Origin of the sequence: Salmonella sp. WC3 (assembly GCF_042932255.1) — a bacterium.
GTDB lineage: Bacteria > Pseudomonadota > Gammaproteobacteria > Enterobacterales > Enterobacteriaceae > Salmonella > Salmonella enterica.
Genome location: NZ_CP170629.1, coordinates 2845841 through 2867878 on the forward strand (window position 1 = coordinate 2845841; position 22038 = coordinate 2867878).

A 22038-nucleotide genomic window follows, 5' to 3' on the forward strand; every position below is an offset into this window, starting at 1 on the left:
CCTTTATTTTTCCCGGATGTATACGTTATGTCTCACCGCGACACGCTTTTTTCTGCGCCTATCGCCCGTCTCGGCGACTGGACTTTTGATGAACGAGTAGCCGAAGTTTTCCCCGACATGATTCAGCGTTCGGTACCAGGCTACTCCAACATCATCTCCATGATCGGCATGTTAGCTGAACGCTTTGTGCAGCCGAACACGCAGGTCTACGATCTGGGCTGCTCGCTGGGCGCCGCGACGCTGTCTGTTCGGCGTAATATCCGCCATGAGCATTGTCGCATTATCGCCGTCGATAACTCCCCGGCCATGATTGAACGCTGCCGCCGCCATATTGATGCGTATAAAGCGCCTACGCCGGTTGAAGTCGTTGAAGGCGATATCCGCGATATCACTATTGAAAACGCCTCGATGGTGGTGCTGAATTTTACCCTGCAATTCCTTGAACCTGCCGAACGCCAGGCATTGCTGGATAAGATTTACCTGGGGTTGAATCCCGGCGGCGCGCTGGTACTGTCGGAAAAATTTAGCTTTGAAGATGCGAAAGTGGGCGAGCTGTTATTCAACATGCACCACGATTTTAAACGCGCGAATGGGTACAGCGAACTGGAGATCAGCCAGAAGCGCAGTATGCTGGAAAACGTGATGCTCACCGACTCGGTGGAAACACATAAATCGCGCCTGCGTCAGGCGGGTTTCGAACACAGTGAACTGTGGTTCCAGTGCTTTAATTTCGGGTCGCTTGTCGCGTTAAAAGCCGGAGTTGCCGCATGATCGAGTTTGGTAACTTTTATCAGCTCATTGCTAAAAATCATCTCTCCCACTGGCTGGAAACATTGCCCGCGCAGATTGCCGCCTGGCAACGCGAGCAGCAGCATGGCTTGTTTAAACAGTGGTCGAACGCGGTAGAATTTTTACCGGAAATGACGCCCTGGCGGCTGGATTTACTGCACAGCGTCACGGCGGAAAGCGAAACGCCGCTCAGCGAAGGTCAGCTAAAGCGTATTGATACATTGCTGCGTAATCTGATGCCGTGGCGTAAAGGCCCGTTCTCGCTTTATGGCGTAGATATTGACACCGAATGGCGCTCCGACTGGAAGTGGGATCGCGTACTGCCGCATCTGTCAGATTTAACCGGCCGGACGATCCTTGATGTCGGCTGCGGCAGCGGCTATCACCTGTGGCGGATGATTGGCGCGGGCGCACATCTGGCGGTCGGCATCGATCCTACACAGCTTTTCCTCTGCCAGTTTGAGGCGGTGCGTAAACTGTTGGGTAACGATCAGCGCGCGCATCTGCTGCCGTTGGGCATTGAACAACTCCCGGCGCTGAAAGCATTTGATACCGTCTTCTCGATGGGGGTGCTTTATCACCGTCGCTCGCCGCTGGAGCATCTGTGGCAGTTAAAAGATCAGTTGGTCAACGAGGGTGAGCTGGTACTGGAAACGCTGGTCATCGACGGCGACGAAAATACCGTACTGGTGCCGGGTGACCGCTACGCGCAGATGCGTAACGTCTATTTTATTCCTTCCGCGCCGGCATTAAAAAAATGGCTGGAAAAATGCGGCTTTATTGACGTGCGTATCGCCGATGTCTGCGTCACTACCACCGAAGAGCAGCGCCGTACCGAATGGATGGTTACCGAATCGCTGGCCGATTTCCTCGACCCGAACGATCGCAGCAAGACGGTGGAAGGCTATCCCGCCCCGCAGCGCGCGGTGCTGATTGCGCGTAAACCGTGATGGATTGTCGAATGATCGTTACGTATAGCACCGTTTCTCCAAAATAGTTCAAGTTGCAGCAAGGCGGCAACGCAGCAAATCCCCGGGAACGTAGGTAGCTACGTGACCGGGGTGCGCGAGGCGGCCAACGCTGCTGCGGCTTGAAATATGAAGGAGAAAAAAAGGCCCCTGTTGAATTGGCAGGGGCCTGGTACGAGCAAGCATCATATTGGGCGACATGATGCAACGGTAAAAATCATTTGGCCTGATGGCGAACAATGATTCCTTTCATTTCAGCGACCGCCGCACCCTCTACCCTATAGCGAGAATACTCGTCCGCCTGTATATCGGCAGACATCGATAACCCCTGATTGCGATAGCGCATCGGCGAAGGCAGTAAGACTCCGGCGGAACTGTGTACTTCCCGTACTCCGGCATCGAGGAAATTCTGCAGGTTATTTGCACGAACCCCCGCACCAGCCATAATGATTGGAGCATCCCCCTGGGCAATAAGTTCCATAATTATTGATAAACCTTGCGCCGCATCGGCTTTTTGTCCGGAAGTCAGTACTCTTGCTACGCCTGCGTCAGCCAGATTCTTTAGCGCATTGAAGGGATTAGCGCACATATCGAAGGCGCGGTGGAATGTCACCGCCAGCGGCCCGGCCGCCGCCATTATTTTTTCCATTCGCGACATATCGACATCCCCATCAACGGTCAACACGCCAGTAACCAGCCCGGGAAAAACCAACTCTCTGACGAGGCGAATATCTTCCAGCATGGCGGCAAATTCGCCGTCAGTGTAATAAAAATCCCCGCCGCGAGGACGAATAATCGGATGTACGGGAATCGTAATATGCTCGCGTACGCTGCGTAAGACGCCGAAAGAAGGCGTAAGCCCCCCTTCTTTCGGCGCGGCGCACAGTTCGATACGATCCGCACCGTTTCGCTGCGCGGTGAGCGCGCATTCCATGCTGTAACAACAGATCTCAAGTAACGCCATATTCACTCCGCTCGGCAGGTTAATGGGCCGCCTGTTCGCTGGCGACAATCGCTTCAATCGACCATGGATGAAATTTTACCGTGATGCGGCCATCGGTCACGGCCAGCGTAGGGTTTGGCAAACGTTCATGCTCGCCCTGTGGCGAACTGGTTTTAACCACTATCCCCGGCTGACTAAGCCCCTCATCCGACAACAACGCCAGGGCCCTCGCGTTCAAGGTCTCCGGCTCGCCGGGCAGCACGATTTCAATATGCTCCCACCCCTCGTGTGGATAGCGTTTTTCTCCCGGCCACGGTAATTCGATAACAGAAAACCGCCAGTGTTCCACACATACCGGTTCATGCAGTTTAAACAGACAAATCGGCCTGCCGTTGATGATATTTTCCGACAGTAGCTCACCGCATTGTTCAAAACCGCGACGCCAACGCTCCGCCGTCGTATTCTGGTGACAGCGCAATGAAATGTGATCGGCCTCAAGGGCGCTAATCTGCAGACCAAGGCGAGTGGAAAGTTCTCTGAACGCCAGAGTGAATCGCGGTAAATCTGCGGAAATATCATGCAGTTCATCAATGTGTTGCCAGTTCGCCATATCAGGACGCTCTTCTTGCTGTGAAAACCGCTAATTTACGCTGTTGCGCCCCGGCAACCAACCTTTGATTTGATTGGGCGTTTATTGAATGCTTATGCAGATTATTGTTGCGTATATTTCAGGCGACGCGCCGCGCGCGCAATGCTGACGCCAACGGGCATTTGCAGTATACTCCCGCCCTAATTCTTAAACTGGCGCGGGCAATACAGCCCGCTTCATAAACGTAAGGTATTCCGGTGAATATTCAGGCTCTTCTCTCAGAAAAAGTTAGTCAGGCCATGATTGCTGCAGGCGCGCCTGCAGATTGCGAGCCCCAGGTTCGTCAGTCAGCCAAAGTTCAGTTCGGCGACTATCAGGCCAACGGCATGATGGCAGTTGCGAAAAAACTGGGTATGGCCCCCCGACAACTTGCAGAGCAGGTGCTGACTCATCTGGATCTCAGCGGCATCGCCAGCAAGGTTGAAATTGCCGGCCCTGGCTTTATCAATATTTTCCTCGAACCGGCTTTTCTCGCTGAACAGGTGCAACAGGCGCTGGCCTCCGATCGTCTGGGCGTTTCTCAGCCGACTCGTCAGACAATTGTCGTTGACTACTCCGCGCCCAACGTCGCGAAAGAGATGCACGTTGGTCATCTACGCTCCACGATTATCGGCGATGCGGCAGTACGCACGCTGGAGTTTCTGGGCCATCATGTTATTCGCGCTAACCACGTCGGCGACTGGGGTACCCAGTTCGGTATGCTTATCGCCTGGCTGGAAAAACAGCAGCAGGAAAACGCGGGCGACATGGCGCTGGCGGATCTCGAAGGATTTTACCGCGATGCGAAAAAGCATTATGACGAAGATGAAGCGTTTGCCGAGCGCGCGCGTAACTACGTCGTCAAATTACAGAGCGGTGATGCCTATTTCCGTGAGATGTGGCGTAAGCTGGTTGATATCACGATGACGCAAAACCAGATCACCTATGATCGCCTGAACGTCACTCTGACGCGTGACGATGTGATGGGCGAAAGTCTGTATAATCCGATGCTGCCGGGCATTGTCGCCGATCTGAAAGCCAAAGGCCTGGCGGTTGAAAGCGAAGGCGCAACGGTGGTTTTCCTTGATGAGTTTAAAAACAAGGAAGGCGACCCGATGGGCGTCATTATTCAGAAGAAAGATGGCGGTTATCTGTATACCACTACCGATATCGCCTGCGCCAAATACCGTTACGAAACGCTGCACGCCGACCGCGTGCTCTACTACATTGACTCCCGTCAGCACCAGCACCTGATGCAGGCCTGGACCATTGTGCGTAAAGCCGGTTATGTGCCGGATTCCGTTCCGCTGGAACACCACATGTTCGGCATGATGTTGGGTAAAGACGGTAAACCGTTTAAAACTCGCGCGGGCGGTACGGTGAAACTGGCGGACCTGCTGGATGAGGCGCTGGAGCGCGCGCGTCGTCTGGTGGCGGAGAAGAACCCGGATATGTCGGCTGACGAGCTGGAAAAACTGGCTAACGCCGTCGGTATTGGCGCGGTGAAATACGCCGATCTGTCAAAAAACCGCACCACTGACTATATCTTCGACTGGGATAATATGTTGGCTTTCGAAGGCAATACCGCTCCTTATATGCAGTATGCCTATACGCGTGTGCTGTCTGTTTTCCGTAAAGCGGACATCGACGAGCAGGCGCTGGCGAGCGCGCCGGTTATCATTAGCGAAGATCGCGAAGCGCAACTCGCTGCCCGTCTGCTGCAGTTTGAAGAAACCCTGACGGTGGTCGCGCGTGAAGGTACGCCGCACGTCATGTGCGCGTATCTGTATGACGTCGCCGGGCTGTTCTCCGGCTTCTACGAGCACTGCCCTATTCTCAGCGCCGAGAATGACGCGGTTCGCAATAGCCGCCTAAAACTGGCGCAACTGACGGCGAAGACGCTGAAACTGGGTCTGGATACGTTGGGTATCGAAACCGTAGAACGCATGTAAACGCGCCGTCGTTAACATCATCAGGCCTGACTCCGGGTAACGGACTCAGGCCTTTTTATTGCCACAGCGGTATATCTGTAACAAATCACAAGGAATGACACATTTCTATAGAGAGATGGAACATCTTTTACCTGTGCTGGCGCTGACCGCCCCGTATCATTAGGCGGCGGATTGTTCAGGTACAGGTAATGACTTTTAAAGACTTTGATGCGGAAGAGAAACTCTTCCTGAGACGTGTGATTGTGGCGTTTGGTGTAGTGGTTGTCTGCTTTGGTATCCTGATCTTCAACCTCTATAACTTGCAAATCCGCCAGCACCACTACTACACCACCCGTTCGAATGAGAACGATATCAAGATGCTACCCGTCGCGCCCACGCGCGGCATCATTTACGATCGCAACGGCATTCCGCTGGTGCGTAACGTAACCTGGTATGATATCGCGGTTACGCCCTATAAAATTGCCGATATGGATGCGCTGCTAAAACAGCTCACCCCTATTGTTGATCTCTCCCCCGATGATATCGCCGACTTTCGCCATGCGCTAAAATCCAGTAGCCGCTATCGTCCGGTGGTGCTCAAAAACGCGCTAACGGATGTTGAAATCGCACGCTTTGCGGTCAATCAGTTTCATTTCAACGGCGTCACGATCAATAGCTATCAGGATCGGCAGTATCCTTACGGCGCGGAGCTGGCGCATGTTCTCGGTTACGTGTCAAAGATAAACGATAACGACCTTAAAGCGCTGGATAAAAAAGGGCTGGCAGAGAATTACGCGGCGGACCATAACATCGGTAAACAGGGGATTGAGCGTTACTACGAAAACGATCTTCATGGCAAAACCGGTTATCAGGAGGTCGAGGTGGATAATCACGGGCGTATTGTCCGCCTGCTGAAAGACGTTCCTCCCATCGCGGGTAAGAACATTCACCTGACGCTGGATCTCCATTTACAAGAGTACATTGAAAGTTTGCTGGCCGGGCAGCGTGCTGCCGTACTGGTTGAAGATCCGCACGATGGTTCAGTGCTGGCGATGGTATCTATGCCCAGCTACGACCCGAACCCCTTTGTAAAAGGCATTAGCTATCAGGATTACGGCAAACTGCTGCACGATAAAAATCTGCCGCTGATCAACCGCGTGACGCAAGGGCTTTATCCTCCGGCGTCAACGGTTAAACCCTATATGGCAATGTCCGCGCTGTTATGCGGGATTATTACGCCGCAAACCACCTTCTTTGGCGCGCCAACCTGGACGCTTCCCGGCACGCAGCGGCATTACCGGGACTGGAAAAAAACCGGACACGGTATGCTGGATGTCACTAAAGCGATTGAGGAATCTGCGGATACCTTTTTCTATCAGGTCGCTTATATGATGGGTATTGACCGTATCGACACGATGTTGTCTCAGTTCGGCTATGGCAAACCGACGGGCATCGACCTTAATGAAGAATATGACGGGCTGCTTCCCAGCCGCGCATGGAAACAGCGGGTCCATAAAAAAGCCTGGTATCAGGGCGATACCATTTCTGTCGGCATCGGCCAGGGTTACTGGATTGCCACCCCCATCCAGATGGTAAAAGCGATGGTGGCGCTCATCAACAACGGTAAGGTGATTGCCCCTCACCTGTTACTCAATGAAGAGAGCGGCAAAACGGTGGTTCCGTATCGTCCTTCAGGAACACCGGCACAGATAGCCGATCCGGCGTCGCCATACTGGGGACTGGTGCGTCAGGCGATGTATGGCATGGCGAATGCACCCAACGGAACGGGCTATAAGTTCTTTCACACCGCGCCCTACGGCATTGCGGCCAAAAGCGGCACGTCGCAGGTATTTAGCCTGAAAGAAAATCAGACCTACAACGCGAAAATGATCCCCATTCGCCTGCGCGATCATGTGTTTTATACCGCTTTTGCACCGTATAAAAACCCTAAGGTCGCTATTGCCTTGATTCTGGAAAACGGCGGAAGCGACGGCGTTACCGCCGCGCCCATCATGCGAAAAATCCTTGACCACCTGTTTGATCCACAGGCTGATACCACGCAGCCGGGTCAGGTGCCATAGTCAAATAAGCAAAGCGCCATCAGACAAGGATGCGCCCGGCATATCCGCATACATCAGAAATAGTTACGCAGATATTCCGTCAAACACAGCATAGCCATCGCCTGCCCGTAAGGCATAGAGGTCAACGGAATATGACGGTAAAAATCGAGATCGTGGCCCATGCCAGTGCCAAATGACGTTTGCAGCAGTTCGCCTTCCGGCGAGATATGTTTCACTATCCCCCGAATAGCTTTTTCCGCCACCTGCGCATAGTGCCGTTCGACATAGCGTTTGCGCACCGCTTTAAGAATACCGTAGGCAAAACCCGCCGTCGCCGACGCCTCAAGATAAGAGTGCGGATCGTCAAGCAGCGTATGCCACAAACCGCTTTCATCCTGACATTTCGCCAGCGCGGCGATCTGCGCATTCAGTACCTGGACCAGGTAACGGCGCACGGCATTATTTTCCGGCAAGTCCAGCAGTTCAAGAAAATCCGGGATCACAATGGTCAGCCAACTGTTGCCGCGCGCCCAGCGAGCGTTAGCGAAGTTATGATGACCGTCATAGCTCCAGCCGTGGAACCACAGCCCCGTCTCTTTATCCATCAAATTCTGTACGTGTAGCAGGAACTGATAGGTTGCCTCTTCCACATATTCCGGCCGGTTCAACAGTTTACCGATTTTCGCCAGCGGCAGCACCGTCATCATTAGCGTGTCGTCCCACATCTGCTGATGATTTTCCTCCGCCAGCGTGATGTGCTGCATTCCGCCGTGATCGGTACGGGGCATTTCATTCATCGCCCATTCGGCCCACGTTTCCAGCCACGGTAAATACGCTGGATTACGCGTCTCTTCATAGCGATACGCCAGCGTTAAAAACGGCGCCATCGTATTAACGTTTTTCGTCGTCGCGCCTTCCGCAAAACGATCGGCAAACCAGTCATCAATGATCTTACGCATCGTCTGGTCGCCGGTCTGTTGGTAATAGTGATACATTCCGTACAGGCCCACGCCGTGCGTCCACTCCCATCCGGCCCAGCCTTTAGTATCGATCACGCGTCCGTCGTCCAGTCGCAATAAAAATTCGCCTGTCTCATCTTTAATATTGACCAGGTTATGCGTCACCTTTTGCACCAGGGCTTTTAGTTCATCTCTGGCGATAAAATGCTCAGGCTGACGCAATAGCGGACTGTGTTTGACTGGATAAACCATCATTTGCTTAACCTCTGTGTAATGTCGAATTCAGTGCTGCGTGCAGTTTTACCGCCGACGCAGTCGATTCGCTACAGTAAAAGCTAAGCTGGGCGGAAACCTTTTTGTTTCTGCCATTGCCAGAGCGTAAATGGCAAAAACGCAAAGAGTCCGGCAACCTACCTCACCATTTTATAAAACAGTGTTTCTATTTATTCAAAAAGAGAGTCAGATCTGCTACCTGGCAAAGAAAGGGGCGGTTAGCGGTAGTTCACAATCACCTGATTGCTCCGCACTTTTAACGCCGGGATAAGTCGGCCGCCGCCGGGGACTTCCCAGACAAAGCGGAGCGGCTCGACTGCGGGAACATGAGCAAAACCGTGGGTCGTGCCACTCTGACCATCAAGTTCTACGCAACGGGACTGGGAACATAAACGTACCCGTAAGCCCGCGGGGGTCGGGCCATTCAGTTCATAACGCCAGGCGACCAGCGTCATCACACCGGAAACCGGCTGACGCGCCGACAATGGCGAAGACGATGCGGAGACGCCCCGGTAATTTAAGGTTACGCCCATGCCGCTATCATGCCACGCGCCTTCGCCTGCGGCCTGAACCGTCAGGGGAAAGAGCAACAACGCCAGCCATTTACGCATTATTTTCCTCCAATGGTCGCCGTCATGCGGATATGACGGTTATCGGAAAGCTCAAGGTTCGACAACACCACCAGCTGCGGTAAACTGCGCCGCAAAAAGCGGGACAATAATGGACGTAGCGCATGGTTAACCAGTAATACCGGCGGCGCGCCAAGCATCTCCTGGCGAGAAAGCGCCTCTTGGGTCTGCGCCAGCAGGCGATCCGCCAACCCAGGCTCAAGTCCACCGCCGCCCTGCAATGCCTGAAGCAGCAAACGCTCCAGCGCGGTATCCAGGCCAATCACCTGCACTTCTTCATTACCGGGGAACCACTGTTGCGTAATCGCTCGTCCTAATGCCACGCGTACCATGGCGGTTAATTCATGCGGATCGCTTTGTAACGGCGCATGTTCCGCCAGCGTTTCCAGAATGGTGCGCATATCGCGAATCGGGACTTTTTCCGCCAGTAAGTTTTGCAGGACTTTGTGTAAAGTCGTGAGGGTCACGACGCCGGGGACCAGATCTTCCGTGAGTTTAGGCATCTCCTGAGAGACACGATCCAACAGTTGCTGCGCTTCCTGACGGCCAAACAGTTCAGCGGAGAATTGGCCAATCAAGTGGTTAAGGTGCGTCGCCACAACGGTACTGGCTTCCACGACGGTAAAGCCCTGAATTTGCGCCTGCTCTTTCAGGGCGCTTTCAATCCAGATGGCATCAAGGCCAAAAGCTGGATCGACGGTTTTCTCGCCCGGTAGCGTTCCCGCCGCCGTGCCGGGGTTAATAGCCAGCCAGCGTCCCGGATAGGCGTCCCCGCTGCCGATCTCTACCCCTTTCATCAAAATACGGTAGCGCTCAGGCTGTAAATCCATATTGTCGCGAATGTGGACAACCGGCGGCAGGAACCCCATATCCTGCGCGAATTTTTTACGAATGCTGCGAATACGTCCGAGCAATTCGCCATCCTGTTGAAAATCCACCATCGGGATCAGGCGGTAGCCCACTTCCATTCCCAGTGAATCCTCAAGCTGTACGTCATTCCAGGTAGCTTCGACCACCGAGTTATTTTCCGGCATTTTTACCGGCTGCGGCTCCTCCGGCGCTTTTTCTTCGCGCCCGCGCAGCCACCATGCCAGGCCGAGCAAAGCGGCGGTAAAGAGTAAAAATACCAGGTTAGGCATTCCAGGCACCATGCCAAGCAGCCCCAGCACCGCCGCCGCCAGCAACATCACCCTTGGATTACTGAACAGTTGGCCAACCATCTGCTCGCCTACATCCTGATCGGTACTGACGCGGGTCACGATGACGCCCGCCGCCGTGGAGATAACCAGCGCCGGGATCTGGGCGACCAGGCCGTCGCCAATGGTCAGCAGAGTGTAGCTTTCCGCCGCGCTGCCTATGCTCATTCCGTGCTGCAATACGCCGACCAGCAGCCCGCCGACCACGTTAATGACCATGATGAGAATACCGGCGATGGCGTCGCCGCGTACAAATTTACTTGCCCCGTCCATCGAGCCGTAGAAGTCGGCTTCCTGAGTGACTTCCGAACGCCGTTTTTTGGCCTCGTCTTCACCAATCAGACCGGCATTAAGATCGGCGTCAATCGCCATTTGCTTACCGGGCATACCATCCAGCACAAAGCGCGCGCCGACTTCGGCAATACGTCCGGCACCTTTGGTGATGACCATGAAGTTGATAATGACGAGGATGATAAAAACCACAATCCCGATCGCGAAGTTACCGCCGACCAGGAAATGACCGAACGCCTCTACCACCTTTCCCGCCGCCGCCGCGCCGGTATGCCCTTCCATCAAAATAATGCGCGTTGAGGCGACGTTAAGCGCCAGACGCAGTAGCGTGGTAAACAGCAGGATGGTCGGAAACGCGGCAAAATCCAGAGTACGCTGGGTAAACATCGCCACCAGCAGCACCATGATCGATAGCGCAATATTAAAGGTAAACAATAAGTCGAGGATAAAAGCAGGTAGCGGCAGCACCATCATCGACAAAATCAGCAGAATGAGGATCGGCCCGGCAAGAATTTGCCATTGCGTCGATTTCAGGTTGCTGGGCAGGCGCAGCATCGCGACCAGATTAGCCATCAGTATTCTTCTCGTTCATAAAATCCAGCGCTTCTGGCACCGGAAGGTTCTCAGGTTGTGGAGGACGTTGCCCGCCCGCAAGCCGCCAGCGTTTAAGCTGCCAGACCCAGGCCAACACTTCCGCAACGGCAGCATATAACTGCCCGGGAATTTGCTGACCGATTTCGGCGTGGCGATATAATGCCCGCGCCAGCGGCGGCGCTTCTAAAGTGGGAACCCGATGTTCAGCGCCGATCTCGCGAATGCGCAGCGCTATTAATCCAGCCCCCTTCGCGACCACTTTCGGCGCGCTCATTTTGTTTTCGTCATACTGCAGCGCCACGGAATAGTGCGTCGGGTTAGTGACAATGACGTCCGCTTTCGGCACATCTTCCATCATGCGGCGCTGCGCGGCGGCGCGTTGCATCTGGCGAATTTTGCCCTTAACATGCGGATCGCCTTCGCTCTCTTTAAATTCGTCGCGAATGTCCTGCCGCGACATGCGTAATTTTTTCAGGTGGCTAAAGATCTGGAAAAACACGTCAAATCCCACCATCGGAATCACGCCCAGTACCACCAGTAACGCGCAGAGTCCAACCAGATCCAGCGCATTCCCCATTGCGACGATCGGCGACTCCGCCATCAGGCGCATCATTTGCGGCCAGTGATGCCAGAGATAAAAGCCGGTAACGCAGCCGACCAGCGTGGATTTCAACACCGCTTTTAGCAGTTCCGCGCCGGTCTGCGCCGAAAACATGCGCTTAATTCCCGGCAGCGGGTTTAATTTAGAAAATTTTGGCTGTAGCGACTTACCGCTAAAAATCAGGCCGCCAAGCATAACCGGCGAGATAAGCGCCACCAGCACCACGCCCGCGATGAGCGGTAGCAGTGCCATCATCGCCGCTTTAATCAGCAAAATTATCTGCCCCAGGATCAGGTTAGGATCGTTCACCATACGGTGATCGAAGTGCAGGCCTGCTGAGAGCATTCCCGCCAGCTGCCGCTCTAACGACTCGCCGCCGAACCAAATAATACAAACTCCCACCAGCAATATCAGCAGTGAGGTCAGTTCTCTGGAACGGGGGATCTGCCCTTCTTCCCGCGCTTTTTCAAGTCGGTGGGGTGTGGGGGCTTCTGTTTTGTCGTCGTCGCTCTCTTCTGCCACGCAGCAAACCCTGGATAGATTGATAAGCGAGAATGATGCCAGAACCGCTTTACGCCAATGGGCAGAGTAAGCGGTAAAAAAGGCGGGGTTTATGGCGTTAATAGAGATAGCCGGATACGATAAGAAAGTATCGTATCCGGCCGGGTTGACGGATTCGGACCCGATAAGCGCAGCGCCATCAGGTCAAAAAAGCTTAAAACCCAAGACTGTCCAGCAGGTCGTCCACCTGATCCTGACTAGCGACGACGCCAGCTTTCGAGGTATCCACCTGCGGGCCGTTGAGTAAGCTTTCGTTCTCGCGTTTTGGTCGCGCGCTCTGTTCCGGGATGTTTTCCAGCAGCACCATTAACAACTGGCGCTCAATCTCCTGAATCACGTCCATCATGCGTTTGATCACCTGACCCGTCAGATCCTGGAAATCCTGCGCCATCATGATGTCCAGCAGTTGCGCGTTAGTAAAGCTGGTATGGCCCGGGACATCCCTGAGAAACTGGCGCGTATCCGTCACCAGTTCACGGGCGTCGGAAAGCTCGATCGGATTGTCAAACCACTCGTCCCAACGTTGGGTTAGCGCTTTCGCCTCTTTTTCCATCGCATCCTGATGCGGCTGCGAGGCTTCGACACTGTTTAGCGCGCGTTCCGCCGCCTGCGCCGTCATCTGGACGACGTAATCCAGACGGTCGCGCGCATCAGGGATCGCCTCCGCCGCTTCGGCAATCGCCTGGTCCAGCCCCAGCTCACGCAGGCTGTCGCGCAGCATTCGGGTCAGACTACCGATGCGCGCAATGATGTCTCCTGCTGAACCTTCATCAGCAGGCTTGATAGATGGTTGCATCATCATCGCATCCTCACATGCCCAGTTTCTCAAAGATTTTGTTGAGCTTCTCTTCCAGAGTCGCTGCGGTGAACGGTTTTACGACATAACCGCTGGCGCCAGCCTGTGCGGCGGCGATAATATTCTCTTTTTTGGCTTCCGCCGTGACCATCAACACGGGTAACGCCGACATGGCGCTATCGGCGCGAATGGTTTTCAGCAGCTCCAGGCCATCCATGTTCGGCATATTCCAGTCAGAGATAATAAAACCAAAGCCGCCAGCCTGGAGCTTGTTCAGCGCATCGACGCCGTCTTCGGCCTCTTCCACATTGTTAAATCCAAGCTCTTTTAAGAGGTTGCGCACGATACGACGCATGGTCGAAAAGTCATCCACAACCAAAAATTTAAGCTCTTTATCCGCCATAAAATACTACTCCTGGTTCAAATACGTATCGCCTGTCCGGCACTGATTTTCGCCAGCATCTGCTGGCTTACCTGGCTAAGATCGACCACTTCGCTTACGCCACCCATATTGATGGCCTCGCGCGGCATGCCGAACACCACACAACTTGCTTCGTTTTGCGCAATGGTCCAGGCGCCAGCCTGGTACATCGCTAACATTCCAGCGGCGCCATCGTTGCCCATCCCCGTAAGAATGACGCCTACGGCGTTGCGCCCCGCGTGTTTCGCCACCGAATGAAACAGCACATCCACGGAAGGCCGATGTCGGTTTACCGGCGGGCCATCATGAATTTTGATTTGATAATTCGCCCCGCTACGCGCCAGCTCCATATGCTTGTCGCCGGGCGCAATGTAGGCATGACCTGGCAATACGCGTTCGCCGTCCTCCGCCTCCTTCACGCTGATTTGACAGAGTTTATTCAGACGCTCGGCAAACGAGCGGGTAAAACCAGGCGGCATATGCTGCGTAATAATCACTGCCGGACTGGAAAGCGGCAGCGGTTGCAGCACATGTCGGATAGCTTCAGTACCGCCCGTTGAAGCGCCGATAGCAATCAGTTTTTCGGAACTGAGCAGCGGACCGGCTTTTAAGGCTGCCGGGGCCGCCATCGGTTTATGTGCGGCGATGCGGGCCCGCGCGGCGGTACGCACTTTTTCGGCGATCATCTCGCTATACGCCAGCATACCTTCACGAATGCCAAGCTGCGGTTTGGTGACAAAATCGATGGCCCCCAACTCCAGCGCCCGTAGCGTCACTTCAGAACCTTTCCCGGTCAGCGAAGAGACCATCACCACCGGCATCGGTCGCAGGCGCATCAGTTTTTCCAGAAAATCGAGGCCGTCCATACGCGGCATCTCAACGTCCAGGGTCAATACGTCCGGATTAAATTTTTTGATGAGATCCCTGGCGACCAACGGGTCCGGCGCAGTCGCCACCATCTCCATATCGCTATGGCTATTAATAATTTCAGTCATGATTTGGCGCATTAGCGCGGAATCATCAACTGACAATACCCTGATTTTACTCATGCTTTATCCTTACTTAGCGCATACACCGTCTGTCCGCGCAGGCTAAACTCGCGCACGAGGTTGCTAAAGTTTTCTGAGTGACCGGCAAACAACAGTCCGTCAGGTTTAAGGAGTGGAACAAAACGGCGCAGAATGTCCTCCTGAGTCGTTTTATCAAAATAGATCATGACGTTACGGCAAAAAATCGCGTCAAAGGGACCGGGTACGTTGTACTGCTTTTCCAATAAATTAACGGAGGAAAATTCAACATAATTGGCCAGTTCCTGACGCACGCGCACCAGTCCTTCATGCGGCCCCGTACCGCGCATGAAGTAACGTTGTAGCTGCTGCGGCGATAACGTTTTCAGTTCGCTGAGGCGATAAATACCGCTTCTCGCTTTTTCCAGCACTTCAGTATCAATATCGCTGGCGAATACTTTCCAGCGACCGGGGGCCATCCCTAACGCATCCGCCAGCGTAATGGCGATACTGTAAGGTTCTTCTCCTGTCGATGCCGCCGCACTCCAGACGCGGTACTCGCCGTGGCGGCGACGCGCATGTTCCGCAAGGATGGGAAAATGGTGCGCCTCGCGAAAAAAAGCGGTCAGGTTGGTAGTCAGAGCGTTGATAAAAGCCTGCCACTCAGCGCTGTTTTGATTAGCCTCCAGCATACTGAGATAACGGCCAAAATCATCCAGTCCCAGGGCACGCAGCCGACGGACCAGGCGGTTATAAACCATATCCCGCTTATGGTCGGCCAGCACGATCCCTGCGCGCTGGTAGATTAATTGACATATCCGACGAAAATGCGCGTCGGACAGCGCGAGGCGCTGTGTCATCTGTAACAATACTGACGTTTGCCCGGAGGGCAGAGATGATGTCATAGCGCCTTCTTAATCACATTCAAAGTACAACGGGCGCGCCCTGCGGCAGCGCCATGCTTCCCGTATTACACATTTTTTGCTTTTATCTATGCGAACCAGACGAAATGTATCGGCGGGTTCGCAAATTAATCGAGAACCGACAGCGCACGTCGATCAGAAGGTTTCCCAGTTCGCATCATCCCCGGCGGCTACTGACCGCGGCGTATTGCCGGACTGAGCGTCCACTGACAAACGCATCTCAGGTTTATTTGCCACCAGCGGTCGCGATGCCAGGCGGAAAGCCGATACCGCCTGGGTCAGACGGCTGGCCTGCTCTTCCAGCGCGGCGGCGGCCGCTGCGGATTCCTGAACCAGCGAGGCGTTCTGTTGCGTTACGCGATCCATTTCGGAAACGGCCAAAGCGACCTGATCGATACCCCGGCTTTGCTCATCCGAGGCGGAGGCGATTTCGCCCATGATATCCGTGACGCGCGTAACGGCATTGACGATGTCAGTCATGGTTTCCCCGGCGCTTTCCACCAGCACAGAACCGGTATCGACACGCGAGACGGAATCTTCAATCAACGCTTTTATTTCTTTCGCCGCCTGGGCGCTGCGGCTGGCCAGATTACGCACCTCGCCTGCCACGACCGCAAAACCGCGCCCCTGATCTCCCGCGCGCGCCGCTTCTACCGCCGCGTTCAGCGCCAGAATGTTAGTCTGGAAGGCAATACCGTCGATAACGCTGATAATGTCAGCGATTTTTTTCGAACTGTCGGCAATTTCGTGCATGGTGTTTACTACGCCGTCGACCACTTTGCCGCCATGGCGTGCGGTCTCGGAGGCGCTTTGCGCCAGTTGCGAAGCCTGACGGGCGTTATCGGCGTTTTGCTTCACGGTGGCCGTCAGTTGTTCCATGCTGGCAGCCGTCTCCTCCAGAGCGGAGGCCTGCTGTTCGGTACGGGAAGAGAGGTCGGTATTACCGGCGGCAATTTCACTGGTGCCGGAATAAATCGCATCCGAACCTTCACGAACCTGCGTTACGGTGTCAATCAGCGAGCGTTGCATATGTTCAACCGTTCCCGCCAGTTCGCCAATTTCATTACGTCCTGAGACGGTGAGCGTTTTCGTCAGATCGCCGCTGGCAATTTCACGGATATGAGTAATCACTCGCGCTAATGGGTTAAGCAGGGCATGACGAATGCCGAACCAAACCACCATCAAAATCAGCACCAGCACAACCGCAAGCCCCCCCAGTTGCCATTGCGCAAAACGGTAGTCATGAGCGCTTTGATCAAATGTCTGGCGGTACAGGTTTTCGCTCACCCGGGCGTAATTGCCCAGCGCCTCGCCCAACGCGTTTTGCATTCCCTGGGTTGGCTGGGCGAAGTAGGCATCCATATTGCCATTGTCCAGAAACTGAATAAGTTCGGCTAATGCGGCCTGATAGCGCTGATATTTTTCATCGACGTTCGCGCTGGCCTCCGCCATCGCTGGCAATGGCGTCATGTTTTTGAAATTGGCGTAGTGCGCCGCCGCCTGTGCGAGGGTCGTTTTTGCATTCTGGAGTAAATCCGTTTTGGCGCTGCTCTGCTGGTTAGAAGCGTCCATCATCATGCGTGCGGCGGAGCGGCTCAGGTTAATGCGCGTTTGCAGCATTAAGTCCCATGTCGACGTGAGTTCGCTTTGTTGCTGACGTAATTCGTTAGAAATAACAAAACCTTGCTGGTTATGCTGTAATGAAGAAAACAGCAAACCACCGGAAACAAGCTGTAGCAGTGCGAAAACCCCCAGCACCATCATCAGCATTGTGACAACGCGGATACGGTTAAACATAAGGCACCTTCCTGATAACGAGTTATCAACGTTATCGGCACCTGCGGTGATAACTTTACTTTTGCAAAAAGGAAATACGCTGTTCCGGAAGACGATATTGACAATAACAGCGTCGCAGCGGCGATGTCGGCACAAAATGCAGGGGCTGGGCGCGGGCGATGAAGAGGAACTCTCACCGCTGGCGGAAGCATAACGGTGAATATTGCCGGATGGCGCGACGCCATCCGGCAACGTTATTACGCGACGTGTGATGCTGCGATATCCAGCAGCGCCATCTCTTCGCTGTTAAGCAGTTTTTCGATATTCACCAGAATCAGCATACGCTCGCCGAGCGCGCCCAATCCCGTCAAATATTCTGTTGACAAGGTCACGGCAAATTCTGGCGCCGGACGGATCTGTTCCGCCGTTAACGACAGTACGTCAGACACGCCGTCTACCACTATCCCGACGACACGTTGCCCCAGATTCAGTACGATCACTACCGTATTGTCATCGTACTCAACGTCGCCTTCGCAGAATTTCACGCGCAGATCGACAATGGGGACAATCACGCCGCGCAGGTTAGTCACCCCTTTTATAAAGGCCGGTGTATTGGCGATGCGCGTCACCTGGTCATAGCCACGGATCTCCTGCACTTTCAGGATATCGATGCCGTACTCTTCATTTCCCAGTGTAAACACCAGGAATTCCTGACCTGACGGCTCGCCGGCCAGTTTGCTTACATTACTCATACCGGTCATATTATTCCCTTCTCACTCAATCAGGCGGCTGTGATCGCCATACGTTGTTCGCGGTTTAAACCCTGCAATGCGGAAACATCAACAATCAGCGCGACGCTGCCGTCGCCCAGGATCGTTGCGGCGGAAATCCCCGGTACCTTGCGATAATTGCTTTCCAGATTTTTGACCACCACCTGGTGCTGACCGATGAGCTGATCGACCAGCAGCGCGTAACGGCGTCCCGCGCTTTGCAGGATCACAACAATGCCCTGCGTGGCTTCGGTTTTCGCCCCGTCCACGTCAAACACTTTCCACAATTCGACCAGCGGCAAATACTCGCCGCGAACTTCCAGAACCCGTTCGCCGCCCGCCAGCGGATGAAGATCCTCTTCACGCGGTTGCAGCGACTCCATCACCGCATTCAACGGCAGGATAAAAACTTCCCCCGCCACGCGAACCGACATCCCATCGAGGATGGCCAGCGTCAGCGGCAGCAGAATACGAATCGTGGTGCCGGAGCCTTGTTTTGACTGGATCTCAACGTGACCGCCCATCTCCTGAATGTTACGTTTCACCACATCCATGCCAACGCCGCGACCGGAGACATCCGTGACCTGTTCCGCAGTTGAGAATCCCGGCGCGAAGATCAACATGCCTACTTCATCGTCGGTCATGTTTTCATTCACCGCCATCCCCTGCGACATGGCCTTCGCCAGGATACGCTCACGGTTAAGCCCCGCGCCGTCATCGGTCACTTCAATACAAATATTCCCGCCCTGATGTTCTGCGGAAAGAATCAGATTGCCGACAACATTTTTCCCCGCCTCAAGGCGTTTTTCCGGCATTTCAATCCCGTGGTCGAGACTGTTGCGCACCAGGTGCGTCAGCGGGTCGATAATGCGTTCGATCAGGCTTTTATCAAGTTCAGTGGAGCTCCCCACCAGCGTCAGCTCTACCTGCTTGCCCAGTTTGCCCGCTAAATCGCGTACCAGACGCGGGAAACGGCTGAAGACGTACTCCATAGGCATCATACGAATCGACATCATCGACTCTTGTAAGTCGCGGGCGTTACGTTGTAACTGCCCCATACTGGTAATGAGATCGCCGTGGTTTACCGGGTCCAGCTCGTTAGAACGCTGGGCCAACATTGACTGGGTAATCACTAACTCGCCGACCAGGTTTATGAGCTGATCCACTTTCTCTACCGCCACGCGAATGCTGGTGGACTCGCGTTCACGCGCAGGTTTTTCACGCCCCGCATGATGTTCATGCGCCGCGCTTTTGGCGGCTGGCGCAACGACTGCCGGAGACGCTACCGGCGCTACCTCGGTTTTCTCTTGCACTTTTTCCACGGGCGCGGCGACCACTTTTTCAAAAGCGATCTGATCGGCCTCGATGACAAAACAGAGCACCGCGACAATGTCATCTTCCGCGACGCTGCCATCCAGAGTTGCCGACAGTGAATCCGCCCCCTTAACGACATCCGTCAGAGTAGCCAGATTGCCCAACTCTTCTTCAAGCAGATCGACCTCATTGGCTTTCAACCGTGAAAGTACAATGCGCAGTTTACTCTCGTCACGAGGCGATTCGGTTTCGGCTACGCTCTCTTCCTGGATCGCCGCGCTTAGTGCCGCGGTTTCTACGACCGCCGGCGTGGTTTCGCCTTTCGCCTCCAGCGCCAACTGGCGTAGCGCATTGCAGATATATTCGAAGCTTGCGGCATCCGGCTCTTCGGAGTTTTTACAGGCGTCGAGCTGTTCCTGCATAATATCTTTCGTTTCCAAAAACAGGTTGATAATGTCGGTATTGAGCTGCATTTCACCGCGTCGGGCTTCATCCAGCAGGTTTTCCATTAAATGCGTGGTTTCCTGCAGAATAGTGAAGCCGAATGTGCCCGCGCCGCCTTTAATGGAGTGCGCCGCGCGAAAAATGGCGTTCAGTTGTTCAGCGTCCGGGGACTCCGGCACCAAATCCAGCAGATGCTGCTCCATATCAGCCAACAGCTCGTCAGCTTCATCAAAAAATGTCTGATAAAAATCGCTAATATCCATGCTCACGCTATCACCTCGGTTCCGCTTTTGGCGATGTGGGTACGCTTGCCGGCGGGGCTGCCGCAGGCTGTTGTAATACACTTACCGGCTCATTCTGGCTTTCAGCGTTTTCATGCAAAATGGCCTGTTCCGCCTGTTTGTTTAACACCAGCAGGCTTATACGGCGGTTGATGGCGTCATCAGGACCGCGATCGCTCAGCCGCATCGTGGCGGCCATGCCAACCACCCGTAATACTTTTCCGTTATCCAGCCCGCCAGCGACCAGTTCGCGACGAGAGGCATTGGCGCGATCGGCGGATAACTCCCAGTTGCTATAGCCTTTTTCGCCGTTCGCGTAGGGAAAGTCATCGGTATGGCCGGCCAGGCTAATGCGATTAGGTATACCGTTTAACACTGGCGCAATCGCACGCAGGATATCGCGCATATACGGCTCAACTTCGGCGCTGCCGGTTTTAAACATCGGGCGGTTCTGGCTGTCGATAATCTGGATGCGCAACCCCTCCTGAACTAAATCAATTTTCAGATGCGGACGTAACGCGCGCAGTTTGGGATCGGATTCGATCAGTTGATCCAGATCGCCGCGCAGTTTGTTTAAGCGACTCTGCTCCATCCGTTTTTTCAGCTCGTCGATATTCGGCTGCTTTTCCACTTCACCCTGCTGTTGGGTGTAATCATCGCCGCCGCCTGGTATCGGGCTCTCGCTATTGGCAATCCGATTCCCCCCCGTTACCGCGGTGGCCAACGGCGTACGAAAATATTCGGCAATCTGAATTAATTCTTTAGGGCTGGAGATGGAAATCAGCCACATCACCAGAAAAAAAGCCATCATCGCCGTCATAAAATCGGCGTAGGCAATTTTCCAGGAACCGTGCGCCCCGCCGCCGTGCGGTTTGTGCCTGCGGCGTTTTACGACGACAATGGGATGAGCCTGATTTTTCATGCTTCCTCAGTCGTCTGCTGCTGGTTTGGGTTTCTCACTGCGCGAACGTGTTCTTCCAACTCAATAAATGATGGACGCTCACTGGAATAAAGCGTTTTACGTCCAAATTCCACGGCAATCGGCGGCGCATAGCCGTTCAGATTAGACAGCAGTGTAATTTTTACGCACTGCATCATCTTGGTGGTTTCGGCGCTCTTCTGGCGCAAAACGGTCGCTAACGGTGAAATGAATCCATAAGCCAGTAAAATACCGAGGAACGTACCTACCATGGCATGGGCAATCAGCGCCCCCAACTCCGCTGCCGGACGATCGGCTGAAGCCAGAGCGTGAACCACCCCCATTACCGCCGCGACGATACCAAAGGCAGGCAGCGAATCCCCCACCATCGCCAGACTGTTGGCCGGGACTTCCGCCTCGCTTTCATGGGTTTCAATCTCTTCATCCATCAACGCTTCAATTTCGAACGTATTCATGTTGCCGCTGATGATCAGGCGCAGATAATCGACAATAAAATCAAGCATTACCGCATCGGCCAGAATACGCGGATAACTGGCGAAGATTTCACTCTCTTTCGGATTTTCAATATCGCGTTCAAGGGAGAACATCCCCTGCTGGCGTGATTTGGCCATCAGGCGATAGAGCAACGCCAGCAAATCCATGTACATAGATTTCGTGTATTTCGAACGACGAAATAACAACGGGATCGCTTTCATCGTGCCTTTGATGGCCTTCCCGTTGTTGCCGACAATGAACGCCCCTATCCCCGCGCCGCCAATGATGACCAGTTCAGCAGGTTGATAGAGTGCCCCAAGGTGTCCGCCGGTCATGACATAACCGCCGAAAACTGTACCGATAACCACCAGGTAACCTAATAAGATAAGCACGACATCATCCTTCCGCTGTTGACTATGACAGGATGCGCAGTCGGGCGATTAACGCGAAGGCAAGGCAAAAAAAAGCA

19 protein-coding genes are annotated in these 22038 nt (G+C 54.2%); 4 read left to right on the plus strand and 15 right to left on the minus strand.

What is annotated here, in order from left to right; translation table 11 throughout:
* The first annotated feature begins 27 nt into the window (after positions 1-27).
* Positions 28-771 carry a carboxy-S-adenosyl-L-methionine synthase CmoA gene (gene cmoA / locus ACFK9X_RS13855; protein WP_000019611.1) on the plus strand — a complete coding sequence of 248 codons (744 nt, stop codon included), beginning with the start codon at positions 28-30 and terminating at the stop codon, positions 769-771.
* A complete protein-coding gene (cmoB, locus tag ACFK9X_RS13860) occupies positions 768-1739 on the plus strand; it encodes a tRNA 5-methoxyuridine(34)/uridine 5-oxyacetic acid(34) synthase CmoB (protein WP_000569034.1) in 972 nt (323 codons plus the stop codon). The genes cmoA and cmoB overlap by 4 nt, the downstream gene beginning before the upstream one ends.
* A 235-nt stretch (positions 1740-1974) precedes the next feature.
* Here the strand turns inward: cmoB and cutC are convergent, their stop codons facing one another.
* Together cutC and ACFK9X_RS13870 are read right to left on the minus strand one after the other, a co-directional pair.
* The gene (gene cutC, locus ACFK9X_RS13865; protein WP_151116764.1) at positions 1975-2721 is read right to left on the minus strand and encodes a copper homeostasis protein CutC; all 747 of its coding nucleotides are present in this window, start codon (positions 2719-2721) and stop codon (positions 1975-1977) included.
* 19 nt (positions 2722-2740) lie between these two features.
* Positions 2741-3310 (minus strand): VOC family protein, encoded by a 570-nt coding sequence (locus ACFK9X_RS13870; RefSeq protein WP_000024794.1) that lies wholly within the window; start codon positions 3308-3310, stop codon positions 2741-2743.
* 236 nt (positions 3311-3546) lie between these two features.
* Here ACFK9X_RS13870 and argS point away from each other — a divergent pair, with 236 nt between their 5' ends.
* Positions 3547-5280 (plus strand): arginine--tRNA ligase, encoded by a 1734-nt coding sequence (gene argS / locus ACFK9X_RS13875; RefSeq protein WP_001025359.1) that lies wholly within the window; start codon positions 3547-3549, stop codon positions 5278-5280.
* 188 nt (positions 5281-5468) lie between these two features.
* Positions 5469-7340, plus strand: a complete 1872-nt coding sequence (mrdA, locus tag ACFK9X_RS13880; RefSeq protein WP_023214473.1) for a penicillin-binding protein 2 — start codon at positions 5469-5471, stop codon at positions 7338-7340.
* Between the two features lie 53 nt (positions 7341-7393).
* Here mrdA and ACFK9X_RS13885 read toward each other — a convergent pair whose 3' ends face one another.
* The 13 genes from ACFK9X_RS13885 to motA form a co-directional block, all read right to left on the minus strand.
* Positions 7394-8533: a glycoside hydrolase family 105 protein gene (locus ACFK9X_RS13885; protein ID WP_000989908.1), complete on the minus strand. Its 1140-nt coding sequence runs from the start codon at positions 8531-8533 to the stop codon at positions 7394-7396.
* A 236-nt stretch (positions 8534-8769) separates the two neighbouring features.
* Positions 8770-9162 carry a flagellar protein FlhE gene (gene flhe, locus ACFK9X_RS13890; protein ID WP_151116766.1) on the minus strand — a complete coding sequence of 131 codons (393 nt, stop codon included), beginning with the start codon at positions 9160-9162 and terminating at the stop codon, positions 8770-8772.
* Positions 9162-11240 carry a flagellar biosynthesis protein FlhA gene (flhA, locus tag ACFK9X_RS13895; RefSeq protein WP_151116768.1) on the minus strand — a complete coding sequence of 693 codons (2079 nt, stop codon included), beginning with the start codon at positions 11238-11240 and terminating at the stop codon, positions 9162-9164. Before flhA ends, flhe begins: the two co-directional genes overlap by 1 nt.
* Positions 11233-12384 carry a flagellar biosynthesis protein FlhB gene (gene flhB, locus ACFK9X_RS13900; RefSeq protein WP_151116770.1) on the minus strand — a complete coding sequence of 384 codons (1152 nt, stop codon included), beginning with the start codon at positions 12382-12384 and terminating at the stop codon, positions 11233-11235. The genes flhA and flhB overlap by 8 nt, the downstream gene beginning before the upstream one ends.
* A gap of 193 nt (positions 12385-12577) precedes the next feature.
* Positions 12578-13222 (minus strand): protein phosphatase CheZ, encoded by a 645-nt coding sequence (gene cheZ / locus ACFK9X_RS13905; protein WP_000983586.1) that lies wholly within the window; start codon positions 13220-13222, stop codon positions 12578-12580.
* 10 nt (positions 13223-13232) lie between these two features.
* Positions 13233-13622 carry a chemotaxis response regulator CheY gene (gene cheY, locus ACFK9X_RS13910; protein ID WP_000763861.1) on the minus strand — a complete coding sequence of 130 codons (390 nt, stop codon included), beginning with the start codon at positions 13620-13622 and terminating at the stop codon, positions 13233-13235.
* A 17-nt stretch (positions 13623-13639) separates the two neighbouring features.
* Positions 13640-14689, minus strand: a complete 1050-nt coding sequence (gene cheB, locus ACFK9X_RS13915; protein ID WP_151116771.1) for a protein-glutamate methylesterase/protein glutamine deamidase — start codon at positions 14687-14689, stop codon at positions 13640-13642.
* The gene (gene cheR / locus ACFK9X_RS13920) at positions 14686-15552 is read right to left on the minus strand and encodes a protein-glutamate O-methyltransferase CheR (RefSeq protein WP_000204362.1); all 867 of its coding nucleotides are present in this window, start codon (positions 15550-15552) and stop codon (positions 14686-14688) included. Before cheR ends, cheB begins: the two co-directional genes overlap by 4 nt.
* 153 nt (positions 15553-15705) lie before the next feature.
* Entirely contained in the window at positions 15706-17367 is a 1662-nt protein-coding gene (tar, locus tag ACFK9X_RS13925; RefSeq protein WP_151116772.1) for a methyl-accepting chemotaxis protein II, read from the minus strand.
* A gap of 236 nt (positions 17368-17603) precedes the next feature.
* The gene (cheW, locus tag ACFK9X_RS13930) at positions 17604-18107 is read right to left on the minus strand and encodes a chemotaxis protein CheW (RefSeq protein WP_000147295.1); all 504 of its coding nucleotides are present in this window, start codon (positions 18105-18107) and stop codon (positions 17604-17606) included.
* A 20-nt stretch (positions 18108-18127) separates the two neighbouring features.
* Positions 18128-20143 carry a chemotaxis protein CheA gene (gene cheA / locus ACFK9X_RS13935; protein WP_151116773.1) on the minus strand — a complete coding sequence of 672 codons (2016 nt, stop codon included), beginning with the start codon at positions 20141-20143 and terminating at the stop codon, positions 18128-18130.
* Positions 20144-20147: 4 nt separating this feature from the next.
* Positions 20148-21077, minus strand: a complete 930-nt coding sequence (gene motB, locus ACFK9X_RS13940; RefSeq protein WP_000795653.1) for a flagellar motor protein MotB — start codon at positions 21075-21077, stop codon at positions 20148-20150.
* Positions 21074-21961: a flagellar motor stator protein MotA gene (motA, locus tag ACFK9X_RS13945; RefSeq protein ID WP_000906312.1), complete on the minus strand. Its 888-nt coding sequence runs from the start codon at positions 21959-21961 to the stop codon at positions 21074-21076. Before motA ends, motB begins: the two co-directional genes overlap by 4 nt.
* Positions 21962-22038 lie beyond the last annotated feature (77 nt).

Excerpts from the sequence above, each read along its gene's own strand:
- cmoA (WP_000019611.1), top strand. The coding sequence starts at position 28 with ATGTCTCACCGCGACACGCTTTTTTCTGCGCCTATCGCCCGTCTCGGC.
- cmoB (WP_000569034.1), top strand. The coding sequence starts at position 768 with ATGATCGAGTTTGGTAACTTTTATCAGCTCATTGCTAAAAATCATCTC.
- cutC (WP_151116764.1), bottom strand. The coding sequence starts at position 2,721 with ATGGCGTTACTTGAGATCTGTTGTTACAGCATGGAATGCGCGCTCACC.
- ACFK9X_RS13870 (WP_000024794.1), bottom strand. The coding sequence starts at position 3,310 with ATGGCGAACTGGCAACACATTGATGAACTGCATGATATTTCCGCAGAT.
- mrdA (WP_023214473.1), top strand. The coding sequence starts at position 5,469 with ATGACTTTTAAAGACTTTGATGCGGAAGAGAAACTCTTCCTGAGACGT.
- ACFK9X_RS13885 (WP_000989908.1), bottom strand. The coding sequence starts at position 8,533 with ATGATGGTTTATCCAGTCAAACACAGTCCGCTATTGCGTCAGCCTGAG.
- flhe (WP_151116766.1), bottom strand. The coding sequence starts at position 9,162 with ATGCGTAAATGGCTGGCGTTGTTGCTCTTTCCCCTGACGGTTCAGGCC.
- flhA (WP_151116768.1), bottom strand. The coding sequence starts at position 11,240 with ATGGCTAATCTGGTCGCGATGCTGCGCCTGCCCAGCAACCTGAAATCG.
- cheZ (WP_000983586.1), bottom strand. The coding sequence starts at position 13,222 with ATGATGCAACCATCTATCAAGCCTGCTGATGAAGGTTCAGCAGGAGAC.
- cheY (WP_000763861.1), bottom strand. The coding sequence starts at position 13,622 with ATGGCGGATAAAGAGCTTAAATTTTTGGTTGTGGATGACTTTTCGACC.
- cheB (WP_151116771.1), bottom strand. The coding sequence starts at position 14,689 with ATGAGTAAAATCAGGGTATTGTCAGTTGATGATTCCGCGCTAATGCGC.
- cheR (WP_000204362.1), bottom strand. The coding sequence starts at position 15,552 with ATGACATCATCTCTGCCCTCCGGGCAAACGTCAGTATTGTTACAGATG.
- tar (WP_151116772.1), bottom strand. The coding sequence starts at position 17,367 with ATGTTTAACCGTATCCGCGTTGTCACAATGCTGATGATGGTGCTGGGG.
- cheW (WP_000147295.1), bottom strand. The coding sequence starts at position 18,107 with ATGACCGGTATGAGTAATGTAAGCAAACTGGCCGGCGAGCCGTCAGGT.
- motB (WP_000795653.1), bottom strand. The coding sequence starts at position 21,077 with ATGAAAAATCAGGCTCATCCCATTGTCGTCGTAAAACGCCGCAGGCAC.